The sequence below is a fragment of the Veillonella dispar genome (genome assembly GCF_900637515.1).
GTDB lineage: Bacteria > Bacillota > Negativicutes > Veillonellales > Veillonellaceae > Veillonella > Veillonella dispar.
The window spans coordinates 1,820,090-1,834,138 of the sequence record NZ_LR134375.1; the positions used below are offsets into that span (position 1 = coordinate 1,820,090).

Below are 14,049 nucleotides of genomic sequence, written 5' to 3' on the forward strand. Positions count from 1 at the left end.
TTATATATCCCGTGGATCAATGGCGTTTGGAATATTTTTAATGCGTTCCCAATCTTCACCTTCCACACGATAACCTGTGCCAGCACCTTGATAGTCATTTCTATTGTTAATCGCGGAGATAACATTGAAATCACGGTCAAAGATGGCCGATGTTTGTAAGTAATCGCCGGAGATTTTTTGTTTTAATAGATTCAAAATACTTTGTGCTACATCAGTATGACCTTCTTTAGCTAAGCCTTTTACAAAGTCAACGCCTGTAACACCGCGGTTTAACAAGTCTTGAGCCGCTTTAATATCTGCAACCTTATCGCGAGGAGGCATGTCTTTAGAGCCATTCGCATAGGTAGCAGCCTCTACCTCTTGATCTGTAATCGGAGGCAAACCTAAGGCTTTGAACAAAGCTTGTAGTGCACGAGCCGCTTTATTACGAACCGCTACTACTTCTTCTTCGCGAACAGGGATAAGACCGCCATTTACCTTGAGGTCACGTTGGATAACTGTCCAGTCATCATAGTCCTCTGCATCCCAGTTGGAGCCAGCAAACATGTTGTCATAGTTTGGTGTAGAACTATAACCAGAGCAGATGAAGTCAGTGCCTGGTGCAAATTGCATCAATGTACGAGCTGTTCTACGCAAGTCGGAGTGACTGAATGTTTGGTCATTACTAGATGCACATTCAAGGTCGAGCATAGCTGCTACAAGGTTTTCTGCTAATACAGCACGGATACCAGAAGGTACGGCTGCTGGAATACCGATACAGCTTACAGAACCATTTTGGATACCTTGTACGCCAGCGCCTTTTGTGATGTATAGGCAACGGATTTCAAGGTACAACATAGATTTACCTTCTGCTTGGCCCATTTGTACTTCAGAACCTGTACCAGAAGTAAAGCGCATTTTAAGGCCACGAGATGCATAAGCAGATGCGAGGAAGCCTTTAGACCAAGGTGTATCATCACCATCAGTAAATACATCTTCTGTACCATATACAGAAATAGTTTCTGCATAAGCTGTGAAGCCACGCATACCAAGTTCCAATTCTGTTGCTTCTTCCAAGGAGCATTGAGTCAATACGCCTGGTCGACCACATTGAGAACCTACAAGTAAGCTGATCGCATTAAGTGGTGCATAACGAGCAACTGCAACTGTTGTTTCTTCTTCTGCGAACCCACGAAGCGCACCTTCTGCAGCATCCGCTGCGATTTGTACTGGGTTGTCGTTTACGTTCGTTACATGGGCTTGGTTAGCCATTGTACGACGAGCACGCATTTTTTGCATACATTGCATCATTTCAACAACGTTCATGCAAGAAACAACTTCCAGCATTTTCGCTGGGGTAATAGATTTACAAATCTTAACGATTTCTTCACGAGGCACTGATGGTGTAAGCATCATATTAGCAATCTCTTTTGAGTCCATTGCCATCGCTTGTTGAGCACCATCGAGAACGATACCGTAGTTCGCAATAAATGTATCGATAAGATCAAAATCTTCACGGCGTTTACCATCGAGTTCAACGATGCGACCGCCTTCGATTTTGAGGCTAGGCTTTGGATCTTGAGGAGATTCCATGGCTATAAAACCTTCCTCTACCCATTCCTTTACATAACCATCCTGATTAACAGGACGTTGACTTAAGACTTCGAAACGTTTTGATTTCATAGGGCATACCATCCTTTCAGATTAGATATAGGAAGGGGCTCCGTTCACTGGTTCGTCACCCATAGTACCGAGCAATTGTTTACCTACTTCACGAGCAGAGATAACCGCTTGTCGTACAGCCCCAGAATCGCCAGAAATCTGTAAAATTACTTCGTTAGAATTACTTGTACCTGCAGACGGAGATGCATAACCGATTACATCAACATTCGCAGATTTAACAGCTACATCAGCCATAACTACTCCAATAGCTGCGGGAGCACCTACGATAAGGCCAAATGCTTTACCTTCAGGAGCCCCAAATGCTGCATTTACTGCATGACTAGCGCGTGCTGTATATTGAAGTTCAATATGACCAGCATCGTTTGCATATACATCGCCAAAGGTGCGTTCCACTTCAGCTAACGCTACTTCAATAGCTCGTTTTACATCGGATACATCATCACCACCAAAGATGATTAACGAGCCATGGCCTGCGCCACCTTTAGTATCACGAGGTAATTCAATGCTAACGATTTCAGTATTGGTTGCTTTTACCGCTTCATCAGCAGCCATAATATGTGGGCCTGCACCAGTACGAGCACCTAAAATACCGATAGAACGATATTTTTTCTTTAGTTTCATCGCATCTAATACTTGTTGATCTACGTTAGCAATTACGAGACCTATAGTATCACCAGTTTTACTAGTCCCTACAAATTCAGTTAATCCACATGTTGTCGCCATAATACCCTCCATACGTATAATGAAAGTATCTATGTACAAAAAACTATGTTGCGATATACCATTTTATATTTTTTAACATTTCTTTAACCATTCATATGTATGCAACACTACATTCTGTACACCATATATTGCTATAGAGCATGCCTTGCTATTCAGTCACAACCCATCGGACTCAATCCTTTCTAAATATAAGTAATATAAGGCTTTTATCTATCTTTATTATAAAAATTATTAAATACAACTTTTTTATGTGTATTCGTAAAATGCGATTTTTCTATTACTAAAATACGACAATTCTGTTATACTTATACATGTAAAAGCAAGAAATAACGTAATTTTATAGGTATATGAATTTTAGGTGGTATGTCACTTTTCTCTTTTCACAGGTTTAGAGCCGCCCCTTTCGATAGAGAGCAAGTAGAGCTATTTTAGCGGTGTGCTTACTAGACCTCTTAACACATTTGTGATTGGAGGTTTCACCATGATTTGTACGAATGAAGATACTAAGCTTATCAATGAAATCATGCGCGATTTCACAAACATAACAAAAATCGCCGCCATTTTTGTAAATAATCGTGGAAAAGTATTATCTCAAGAATATAACTTTTCTCCATTTTGTAAGGTTGTAAGGCGCAATCCAAGCTACGCCAAACGCTGCAATCAATGCGACTTATATGGTGGACTAGATGCTACAAAAGAACTATCCTCCTGCCCATATCGCTGTCACATGGGCCTTATAGATTTCTCCGTGCCCATCATGAAAGATGGTGCCATCTTAGGTTTTATCATGGCCGGGCAAACGAAAACAGAGGATACGACAATTAAGCCCATCTTACCTACCCAAACCGATTGGCATGATGATACTAAACTTCGCGCCTTGTATCGGACCTTGCCTGTTTTGACTGCAGAACAAATTTACAGCGCTACAAAGGTTTTACGGATTTTGGTAGAACACTACTTCCCATTTAACGATGCCATAGCTGAAGAAATGCCTTATGAACAATTGCCAGACTTTGTAGAATCGGAACGCCCTATTAATCGTCCAGAAATCCGAAAAGCTATGTTATATATAGAAAAAAACCTGAGCAAACGCGTGTCGCTCAGGAGGATTTCGGAACATATTCATTTAAGCGAGTCCTACTTCTCTAAAATTTTTAAAGATGATACAGGACTTTCAGTAGTGCAATATATAACACTATTGCGTATACAAGAAGCCAAAAAGTTATTAGTATATTCCCAACTAACGGTTAATCAGATTAGTAAAACATTGGGCTATAACAGAACAAGCTATTTCTGTAAAATTTTCAAAATGGCTACCACTGAAACACCACATTCGTATCGGAAAAAATATGCGAAACCTATAGATGCTTAATATACTAACTTAGCAATAATCCTCTTATAAGGATTAAATTACCAATCTTATACTATGTCTCATTAAACAGTATTTAAACATACTAAAAAAGACGTAACACTATTTGGTGTTACGCCTTTTTTGTATTAGAGAGTTAATCTAAGGAGATGTTTTGTGAAATACACTATGTTATTAACGACTCACTTCATTAGAACGCTGGGATAATTGCACCTTTGTAGTGTTCTTCAATGAATTTCTTAACTTCTGGAGATTGTAATGCTTTAGCTAATTTTTGAATAGCAGGTTTATTTTCATCACCAGGGTTAACGGAAAGAAGATTTGCATATGGAGAGTCAGCTTTTTCTACGAATAATCCATCTTTTGTAGGGTTAAGACCAGCTGGCAATGCATAGTTAGCATTGATTACTGCTGCATCTAAGTCTTGGATAGAACGAGGAATTTGAGCTGCTTCTAACTCAGTAATTTGAATATTTTTAGGATTGCTAGTTACATCAAATACTGTATTAGTCAAACCAGTTGGATCTTTTAATGTTACTAGACCAGCACTTTGCAACAAGAGAAGTGCACGAGCACTGTTTGTTGGATCAGATGGAATTGCTACTTTTGCGCCATTTGGCAAGTCTTTCAAGTCTTTAATTTTTTGAGAGTAAATAGCCAATGGTTCAATGTGAACTGGTGCAAAGCTTACAAAATTTGTACCATGATCTTTATTGTAGTTATTTTGGTAAGGTACGTTTGCAAAGAAGTTTGCATCTACTTCATGGCTAGATAGAGCCATATTTGGTTGAATGTAGTCTGTAAATTCAACGATTTGTAAGTCTACACCTTCCTTAGCCAAGATAGGTTTAACTTGTTCTAAGATTTCAGCATGAGGTACAGGATTTGCTGCTACCTTTAATACCTCTTTAGAGCCACTAGAGCTCGCGTTATTTGTGGAAGAGCCACAACCACTAATCAATAAGGACGCACCCAGTACGGCCGTCGCTGCTAATGCTAACCATTTTTTCATGTAATCCTCCTATCTACGATGAAAACCTACATCTCTGACGAGGACTCATACGTATACAACATTCGTAGACATTGTAATAAATCTATTCTTCTTATCTTGTATCTACATTTAATTATTTAATAATTTCGATGTAGTAAGTATAGCAATTTAATTCCTACTCGTATAATAGATTTTATATATGTAATAATATAACTTTAATCTATAGCAAGATAAGAGTAATTACATTTAGCTATGCCAAGTACATAAAAACGGTACTAAGATGATTCCCTGCACTACTAGGTAATATACCTAATAGGTACAATCAATCTTAGTACCGTTATACATATCGATCTATATTATAAACAATATAAGCAAAATCAAAAAATCAACTTATAGAGTTGACGTTGTTTGCTCAATAGAAATAGTTACAGGTGCTGATAATTTAGCCTCTAACCAAGCTTTTATTCGTTCTGAATCTGCATCAGATACAGCGGATGTAGTATGGATGATCACCATATAGCGACTCGCTTTAGGCTGTTCTAGATTATCTATCAAAGGCATACCTTCTACTTTGCTTACAAACGGGAATAACGCCTTTGCTTCAGCTTCTGTCGTTTTCATAGTATTTATAGTTTCACTTACTAATTGATAAGTCGGCTGGTACAGATTACTCAAGTTTTTATATGTTTCAAGATTCTCCGAAGATTTATTCAAGTTCGTCTTATCCATAGTAGATTTTTTCTCATCTACGCTATTAACAAATCGTAATGTATAAGGCTGCAAGTACTCATCCTTCTGTAACTTATCATCCAACTGGGCTTGCTCCTCTGAAGTCACAGGAGCGCCTATAACTACTATGTTTACTAGCTTATTCGTTTGATCCAATGAATAATCAATCACTTGTCGACGTCCCTCTTGATTAATATCATTCTTAATAAACTGCTCCATATGATTTGACTCAGAATACTTGATGGTCATATCATAGCCTGCATAAATACTTGGTATAGCCATAATAAGACCAATCACGAGAAATATTAGCTGGTTACGACGATTAACCTCTTCTACTTGTTTATGGAATGGCAAACTATATACACCTTTTAAAACAATAAAAGCTGCAAAGAAGATGAAAAATGCATTTATAAAGAATAAATAGCTAGCCCCAAAGAAATAGTGCCAATTTCCATTAGCAAGTCCATATCCTGCCGTACATAGTGGCGGCATAAGTGCAGTTGCAATCGCAACACCTGGTATAACATTATCTAAAGTCTTACGCGTTTGCCCAATAATCCCGGCTAACCCACCAAATATAGCAATGAATACATCAAAAATATTCGGTTCTGTACGCGCTAATAGTTCAGATGTAGCCGTCTGAACGGGAGTAATATAAAAATATAAAGCAGATGCCAAAACAGCAATCGTAATCTGTAAGGACAATCTTAAAATAGCACTTTTTACAACTGTAAAATTAAGCGTAGCGAAGCCAAAACCAGTTGCCAAAATAGGTCCCATCAACGGCGATATAAGCATAGCACCAATAACAACTGCCGTACTATTCATATTCAACCCAATAGAGGCAATAAACATGGAAAGGATCAGGATAACCAAAGCAGGTCCCTTAATCTTAGCACCACCTATCAGTCTTTTAGCGATAGTTGCATCATCAGCTCGCTCAAAATGTATATCAAAGTATTTATTTATTTGCATTCGTCCTCCTTATAATTTCATCAAATCTGCAAAGGTCCCAACGTTTACAAACATGTACTGTGTGGTTTTTAACATTTGTACCATCAAAATGGCGCCGGTGCCTTCGCCCATCGACATTTGGGCTTGGATAGGTACCATATCTTGTGTAATCCCCACCTCAGCCAATGCGAGCTCTGTGCCTTTTTCTCGAGAGTTATGAGATGGCAATGCATAATCCTTAACGCAATCATTTATATGTACCGCACAAGCCGCCGCTACCGATGTAATAAAGCCATCAATGACGAAGGGCTTTTTAAACTCAACACAAGCTAGCATAGCTCCAAGAATAGCAGCAATATCAAAGCCCCCTACATGGGCTACAATTCTACGAACTCGTTGAGGTTCACTTTCAGCAACAATACGATCCTTATGTGTATCTAATACAGAACGGACAAAGTCAATTTTACGCTTCATCAAATCTGGTTTATTCGGCCAAGAACCAGGTCCGACCGTTTCTGTTGGATCAGCCCCAGTTAAAGCGGACAACACACAAGCAGAGGTTGTGGTATTGCCTAACCCCATTTCACCAAAGGAAAAAAGATTTATTCCTTTTGCCACATAATGTTCAACTCGTTCATATCCAGCTTGAAAGGCACGATTAAATTCATCCTCTGTCATAGCAGGATGGTTCAAAATATTCTTTGTCCCCTTCGCTACTTTGCAATCCACACCAATACCATCATCTGAGGCAATGCCTACATCTACAACCTCATAGGGAATGTTGTTAAAGTTACAAAACTGTGTTGCCGATGAACGACCTAAAAGCATATTACGAGACTGCTTTTGCGTTACCTCGTAGTTATAGCCTACATAGCCTTCCATATTACAACCATTATCGGCAGAAAATATGATATGTTGAGGTCTAATGTCACCACTAATCTCGCCCCAAGCCGTACAAATCTTGCGGAAATATACCTCCCACAAGCCTAGACCACCTGGGATTAAACATTTGGGTTGAAGAAATCTATTTAATTGTTCCTCGATTGGTAATACTGAGTTATCTTTCATTGCATTCTCTAGTCCTCACATAATATGCGACTAGCCTTCTATTAATTCGATATTATTCTATATGAAAGTATAACATAAATTACATATCTAGTAATGTGAGGTTTGTACTAGTATTCATATATACGAATGATTCTCTCATCAGGAAATAGCCTATGCTTTTTAGCCTTATATTCGGGATTGTTATTAGAATCAAAATATTCAATCGTATTTCTTAGCTGTTCATGAGTAAATGGACTCGTACTTGGATTATATACAAGCTGATTAAATACAGCATACCGTCCATCATATGCAGCAAATAGTAAATTAGATTCCTTATCTGGATTGTATGAATCCACTAACATTCCTGGCAAGCCATTATTCCATACCGCTGAATAAGTAGGATTTTGTAACTCATCAAAGATTCCCCATAAACGCCAATATCCTTGCAATGTGTGATAGAAATTATACTCTTTATCTACAAGTACTTTATTTTCTATATCTTTAGTATCAGGATGATCTACGTCTAAAGGAATAATCTGAATAGAATACCAAATATCTCCTATCTCATACTCTATAAAAATATTATTATCTAACATATAGAACATCTTCAACTCTGCACCTTTTGGAATGCGGAATGTCAGGCCTTTACGAGTAATTGTGTCTGTATATGAATCTATATCCTTTAAACTCTTCTTACAAGGAACCTTGCTTCCTACTGGATACGATAAAAGAGTAGTCTTTCTCTCATCATGAATGAGCTTATCCGTTGAATGATACAATCTGCCCCGAATTAAACTTAATTCTTGAGCATATGTTTTTTCTTCACGTAAATACCCCTTAGCTATATCCTCTGACTTCATTCTTTCCAAATGTCTTTGTAAATCAGCTTCAATCTCATTATTTGTTTGTTCACTACTAACGCACTTCTCTTTAGCACTACCAGAAATATCACTTTGAGTAACCTGCTCTTTTGCATGTACTTGTGAAGCCATAAGACTTAGCATTAACAGTACAGCAAGGTATGAATATATTCTTTTCACAATACAACTCCTTAGCTTTATAACAACCACTACAATAAACTTCAATCTCTACTAGTATTGTACCTTTTAATACTTGTACAGTCATCAAAAAAGGTTATCCCGTACGGGATAACCTTTTATTTGAGTTATATAATTAAGTATTTTTCTTAAGTTTAACTAGTTGCTAAAACTAAGCACCTTGGAATTGTGGCATATCGTCGCCACTGGAATCGTCCAATTTACCTTGAAGGTCATGGTCAACCATAGCACATACGGATGCGTCAGACCATACGTTTTCAGCAGTTTCGATCATATCGATAATTGTATAGATTGGCAAGATGATACCAAGCAAACCAATTGGAGCACCGATGGAGCTCATCAAGGACAGTGTTAAGAAGTAACAGCCCATTGGAACGCCGGCATTACCAATGGCAGCAAGTACAGCAATGAACAACCAAGCAATCATTGTGCCCATAGTTAATTCAATACCTGCATTTTGCATTACGAATAAGGATGTTACAAGAATAAACGCTGCACAGCCATTCATATTAATAGTTGTACAAATTGGCAATACAAAACGAGCTACTGCAGGGTGAGCTTTCAAATTATCCTCAGCAGATGCCAATGTTACAGGCAATGTTGCAGCAGAAGATTTAGTGAATAATGCAACTGCTACAGCTGGAGACATTTTACGGAATACGTCCACAGGGTTTAAGCCACGGAACAACAAGAACAATGGAATAACGATAAAGAATTGGATCAAGTTACCGCCGATAACAACAGCAGTGTATTTACCTAAAGCACCAACGATGACGCCCGCTTCGATTTGAGCAGATAATTGACCTGCAAAAGCAAGGATGCCGATTGGCAACACATAAAGTAATGCTTTAATCAATGTAAATAGTAGTTCTTGTAAGCCGAACAGTACTTTCAATACTGCTTCGCGACCTTCTGTACGAGGCATAAATGCAAACGCTAAACCAACGGAAGCAGAGATAAACATAACGGACAATACGTTACCTTCCAAATATGGTTTCATAATATTGTTAGGAATAACGGATAAGAAGTGATCATAATATGTTACATGACCTAATTTTTCAGGTACTTGCGCTGCACCAGCACCAATTACATCAAGTGGTAAGTTACCTGGCGCAATCCATAGGAACAAGCCAAGGCCCACGGCTGCTGCACAAATTGTAGTAAGCAATGTATATACTACAGCATGACCAAAGATACGACCTGTATCCTTTTTAGCACCGAGCATAGATAATGTAGTAATTACTGCTAAGGACACAGTTGGAATTGCGATGAATTGGAATAAACGTGTGAACACAGCGGCAATAAAGTTAAATAATTCATTTAACGCTGGAATATGTTGCCATCCCAAGATAGCACCAATGATAAGTGCACCCATCCAAAGAATAAACTGACGCAATTTGCCTTGACCGCGGCTTTTTAAGGTAATCTCTTGCGCTAAGGCATCGACGTTTTTGTTGTTTTGATCTGCCATAAAAACACCTCTCTAAAAACTAAACTTCATGAGACCACAAAAGAAATAATCCCAGCCCTAGGGCTGGGATTGTAGATATATCCTAGTCTCTTTAAATCACATTATAAAGATATGATTTAACACTGTCAAACCTAAATATTTAATATAAGGATTAATATATTCAATTAATAAAACACTTTAACTCATAAAATCAAAGTAGATAAATACTAATGATACATGTCTATATCTACAGTAATCATTCGAGTTCGCTCTGGATTAAACACTGTCGCATTTATGCTCTCCACAACAATACCCAATCCAATTACTTAGATTGATAAAACACAGCCCGTGTCCCATCATTACTAATCAAAAGTTCCACAAAATGTGGCCTTTTTGTATTACCATCATCTACAAATACATATAATCTATGATTTCGAGTAGAGTTATATGTATCTTTAACTACAGTTTTTGTCTCTTTTCGAGGTGCAAAGCGTAGCCACTCTATAAAATTCCGTTGTGGTAAGTTTAGAGGTTCTTCCTCGATGCTCTCTATAATGTTATAGCTATCGGGATGAGATATAAAACGCTTTTTCTCCCCAGTGTCTAAATCACGTAATACACCATCCGCATCAATTTGCGCTGTATAGGTAGCATTTTGCTTAGCTATCATTTCATACTGTGAGATTACTTTAGGGTCTCCCTCTAATACAGTATATCTCGTAGGATATGCATTTGCCCAAACTAAGCTATCACCAGATGCAGAGGCTCTCAGAATCCCATCTGGTAGTGCATTCGGGCGCTTTAATCCTTCCGGTAATTCCTTATTATTAGGCCAGCCCCGTTTCCAATCCATTGTGCTAAACTCAAAACCATCCATTTGATCATGAGTCGTTTGAGTATCATACTTAAACCAATCGGCTACGAGCCAAGATATACTAAGGGTTACGACAATAAACAAAGCACAAGTCAATCGGCTATGTGTTTTTTCAGATATGGACTGTTTCTTAAAGCGCCTATATTGAAGTAACACACTCAACACTATGGCTATGCCAAAAACAATATATGTAATAGGCGCTATGTTAAATAGCACTACTACAATTACAAACAACACGCATAGTAGAACTGTTAATAGGCCATAAAATCCTTGGAACAAAACTCTCTCCTATTATGGATAACACTTAAAACATCTTTTTATACAACTCTTCTATATCTTTACGACTTATTTCAGCAACTGTATTAGCAATATTTCCTGTAGCGACAACGTATACATTATCTACAAGCCATGGAATGTCTTTTTTCGTAAAGCCTAATTCTGTAAGGTTTGTAGTAAGATCTAGGTCATGTACAATCAAGCGTAATGCTTCACCTAGTTCAGAGCCATCTCCGTGGTTAAATATACGAGCCAAGGCGTCAAATTTATCAGGGTTTGCACTCCATGTGTATTCCACAGCAACAGGCTCAATAACAGCAAGGCCTACTCCGTGGGTGATATCTTTAAGGCCACTGGCTGGATGTTCCATGCCATGTGCTAGTGTTACACCAGCTGTATTAATAACCATGCCCCCAATGGTGCTTGCTAATGTAACAGCTTCCCAAGCTTTTGTAAGTTGTTTTTCATTGAGTACTGCTGGTTTGCCTTCAGCTGTCGCTTTCACATGTTTATATAGAGGTACAAGATATTGTGCTAATAATGTCACCGCATAATGAGCCAATGCATCGGTGAAAGGTTGCGCTGTTTTAGAGGTATAGGCCTCGATATTGTGGCAGAGTGCATCAAAGCCAACAGATGCCAATACATGAGGTGGCATAGTGCCCATTACAGCAGGATCTACGATGGAAACCTTAGGCACGATAGCGTTACAACGCAAAGATTTTTTGTCCCCTGTTTCAGGATTAGTAAGGACCCCAAAACCATTGCCTTCAGAGCCGGTACCACAGGTTGTAGGAATGACAATAAGAGGCAACGCATTATCACTGACTTTACGGTTGAAAATATAGTCGTTGATGTCGCCATCATTGACAGCCATGAAGGCAATCCCTTTTGCACAGTCCATAATGGACCCACCACCGATAGCAATCACCATATCGCAACTTTCAGATTTAGCTAAAGCAGCGCCGTCTAACGCTGTTGTAGTCAACGGATTAGCATCAACTTGATCAAAAAGGACATGGTCAATATGCGCCGCATCAAGCTTTGCCACAACACGGTCATATAAGCCAGATTTTTTCGCACTACTGCGACCAGTTACAATAAGGGCTTTCTTGCCATAAGGCGCGGCAAAATCGGCAATATGATCTACTTTATTCCAACCAAATTGGATATTTACAGGTAAAAAATAAGAGAATTCCATGTGATAACCTCTTTTCTTTGAAAACTAGTTCTTAAAGTTATTGTAATGTATATTTGAGGGCATGTAAAACCTCATAGGGTTTTCACCAGAAAACAAGTATACTAATAATAAGAGGGGGTATTTATATTTATAGAGGGAGAGACATCTATGAAATTTGCCATTAAACATTTATGGTCTTCGCTGCGGGACCTAGCAACGCAGTCGCCTATATTACTGGCATTAATTGCCGTATTTTCATGTACACCGTTGTATATTGAACAAGATTGGTTTTCCGAAATCGATCTTAAGCTATACTCACTGTATTTCTTTATCGTCATATTACAAAGTTATATAACAAGGGCTCGAAAGTTTTCCATCTTATATATCTTGGTAAGTATCGGAATCAGCGTTGGCCTTTATATGATTCACGAAACCTATGGCTATGTGCGGGGCATTGAGCTAGCCACGGAAAATATATCGTACCTATGGCTGTACTCCATGATTGCCTTATACTTCACATCGCCCGGTGAACACTACATCGGCGAAATCATTAACCGCATCAAGCGAATTGGTATCACCCTTGTTACGTCTACGCTATACAACATTGTTATCATTATGAGTTTATGGTTCTTCTTCATCATCGTGGACCAACCATTCAACTTTGAAGAAACCATTTTTAAAGTGCTCGCATCCATTAATATATTCATTTGTCTATCTATGGTATGTTCTTACAAAGAGGATCCTGCAGGTCCTCCCGCACCGAACTCATTCTTTACCGTCGTATTCGGCATCATCTTGCCAAAGGCATCCATTATTACAGGCATTCTAGCTAACATCTATCTAGTCTTGATTCTGTTGGGCCTTCGCGATGATACTCGATTCTTCTACACGTACTATCCGTATGTAGCCATTTTCTACCTATTCTACTTGGCTAGCTTTAGATCTAGTGAAAGCAGCAGAACACAGCAAATCCTGTGCTTCCTATTCATTACGCTCACTACATTGTGCTTAGCCCTTATCGGTAAGCGTGTAATTAATGAACCAATTCTCTGGCTCAATACGATTTACGTAAGCGCATTCAATCTAATTTTCTTAGCACATAATGTATATTCTCTTGTGAAAGGGTTAAAACCTTCTGTACACACAACTGTTATGGCTCTTGCCTTAGGCGCTGTTCTCTTGACGCCATTCATAGGCTATACAACGTATCGTGAATTTGTGACCTATACCAAGGTTGATGGCGAATGGCATGCAACCCTACCAATAGTAGCTACCTTTGATCCTAACTTCACAGATTACGGCACACCATATGTACCTGTGGACGATTTAAAACTGCCAGATACAAACCCAGTAAACGGCAGACGCGTCGAGTATATCAATTTTGATGCTTTGTCTGCACCAAAGGTTATTTCTATTGCAGGCTACGACAAATACATTGAAAATATCGAATTAATAGTCTATGAAAGAGACCTTAAGGAATATCAAGTAGAATCGGCTAACTTCGACTCCATTTCCTTCAAATTCCTTAACCATGGCCTTGATCTAGAAGTATCTTTACCAAACGGAGTAACAGAGGTGCATCATATTTATGATAAGTTCCTTACCGTCGATAAAACAGCTATCGATCCTATCATTATAGAAGGCACGGGATACAAGCTATTGATTACGTCGTACTTCATAAACCAATTCGACACGCGCAAACTTAAATTTAATGTACTTTATAATTAAGCATAATG

At 38.5% G+C, this 14,049-nt stretch carries 11 protein-coding genes; 2 read left to right on the forward strand and 9 right to left on the reverse strand.

The window, feature by feature from the left end:
- Both EL171_RS08630 and pduB read right to left on the reverse strand, forming a co-directional pair.
- Entirely contained in the window at positions 1-1,662 is a 1,662-nt protein-coding gene (locus tag EL171_RS08630) for a propanediol/glycerol family dehydratase large subunit (protein WP_005385273.1), read from the reverse strand.
- A 21-nt stretch (positions 1,663-1,683) separates the two neighbouring features.
- Positions 1,684-2,385, reverse strand: a complete 702-nt coding sequence (pduB, locus tag EL171_RS08635; protein WP_038124004.1) for a propanediol utilization microcompartment protein PduB — start codon at positions 2,383-2,385, stop codon at positions 1,684-1,686.
- Between the two features lie 481 nt (positions 2,386-2,866).
- Here pduB and EL171_RS08640 point away from each other — a divergent pair, with 481 nt between their 5' ends.
- Entirely contained in the window at positions 2,867-3,757 is an 891-nt protein-coding gene (locus tag EL171_RS08640; RefSeq protein WP_005385270.1) for a PocR ligand-binding domain-containing protein, read from the forward strand.
- A gap of 187 nt (positions 3,758-3,944) precedes the next feature.
- Here EL171_RS08640 and EL171_RS08645 read toward each other — a convergent pair whose 3' ends face one another.
- From EL171_RS08645 to EL171_RS08675, 7 genes are all read right to left on the reverse strand, one after another.
- Positions 3,945-4,766: a MetQ/NlpA family ABC transporter substrate-binding protein gene (locus tag EL171_RS08645; RefSeq protein WP_005385269.1), complete on the reverse strand. Its 822-nt coding sequence runs from the start codon at positions 4,764-4,766 to the stop codon at positions 3,945-3,947.
- Positions 4,767-5,135: 369 nt separating this feature from the next.
- Positions 5,136-6,449, reverse strand: coding sequence for a DUF389 domain-containing protein (locus tag EL171_RS08650; RefSeq protein ID WP_005385268.1), 1,314 nt, complete (start codon positions 6,447-6,449; stop codon positions 5,136-5,138).
- 9 nt (positions 6,450-6,458) lie between these two features.
- The gene (locus EL171_RS08655; protein ID WP_005385267.1) at positions 6,459-7,496 is read right to left on the reverse strand and encodes a nicotinate-nucleotide--dimethylbenzimidazole phosphoribosyltransferase; all 1,038 of its coding nucleotides are present in this window, start codon (positions 7,494-7,496) and stop codon (positions 6,459-6,461) included.
- A 107-nt stretch (positions 7,497-7,603) separates the two neighbouring features.
- Entirely contained in the window at positions 7,604-8,515 is a 912-nt protein-coding gene (locus EL171_RS08660) for a hypothetical protein (protein ID WP_039968919.1), read from the reverse strand.
- Positions 8,516-8,684: 169 nt separating this feature from the next.
- Positions 8,685-10,004: a dicarboxylate/amino acid:cation symporter gene (locus tag EL171_RS08665; RefSeq protein ID WP_005385265.1), complete on the reverse strand. Its 1,320-nt coding sequence runs from the start codon at positions 10,002-10,004 to the stop codon at positions 8,685-8,687.
- A gap of 301 nt (positions 10,005-10,305) precedes the next feature.
- Complete coding sequence (locus tag EL171_RS08670; RefSeq protein WP_039968916.1) at positions 10,306-11,136, reverse strand: hypothetical protein; 831 nt, start codon at positions 11,134-11,136, stop codon at positions 10,306-10,308.
- Positions 11,137-11,161: 25 nt separating this feature from the next.
- Positions 11,162-12,334, reverse strand: a complete 1,173-nt coding sequence (locus EL171_RS08675; RefSeq protein ID WP_005385262.1) for an iron-containing alcohol dehydrogenase — start codon at positions 12,332-12,334, stop codon at positions 11,162-11,164.
- 147 nt (positions 12,335-12,481) lie between these two features.
- Between EL171_RS08675 and EL171_RS08680 the strand changes: the two genes are divergently transcribed.
- Positions 12,482-14,041, forward strand: a complete 1,560-nt coding sequence (locus tag EL171_RS08680) for a hypothetical protein (protein ID WP_005385260.1) — start codon at positions 12,482-12,484, stop codon at positions 14,039-14,041.
- The last annotated feature ends 8 nt before the right edge of the window (positions 14,042-14,049 follow it).

Bases quoted from the DNA above. Each gene is read 5' to 3' on its own strand.
- pduB (WP_038124004.1), bottom strand. From the start codon at position 2,385: ATGGCGACAACATGTGGATTAACTGAATTTGTAGGGACTAGTAAAACT.
- EL171_RS08665 (WP_005385265.1), bottom strand. From the start codon at position 10,004: ATGGCAGATCAAAACAACAAAAACGTCGATGCCTTAGCGCAAGAGATT.
- EL171_RS08680 (WP_005385260.1), top strand. From the start codon at position 12,482: ATGAAATTTGCCATTAAACATTTATGGTCTTCGCTGCGGGACCTAGCA.
- EL171_RS08650 (WP_005385268.1), bottom strand. From the start codon at position 6,449: ATGCAAATAAATAAATACTTTGATATACATTTTGAGCGAGCTGATGAT.
- EL171_RS08645 (WP_005385269.1), bottom strand. From the start codon at position 4,766: ATGAAAAAATGGTTAGCATTAGCAGCGACGGCCGTACTGGGTGCGTCC.
- EL171_RS08675 (WP_005385262.1), bottom strand. From the start codon at position 12,334: ATGGAATTCTCTTATTTTTTACCTGTAAATATCCAATTTGGTTGGAAT.
- EL171_RS08655 (WP_005385267.1), bottom strand. From the start codon at position 7,496: ATGAAAGATAACTCAGTATTACCAATCGAGGAACAATTAAATAGATTT.
- EL171_RS08630 (WP_005385273.1), bottom strand. From the start codon at position 1,662: ATGAAATCAAAACGTTTCGAAGTCTTAAGTCAACGTCCTGTTAATCAG.
- EL171_RS08640 (WP_005385270.1), top strand. From the start codon at position 2,867: ATGATTTGTACGAATGAAGATACTAAGCTTATCAATGAAATCATGCGC.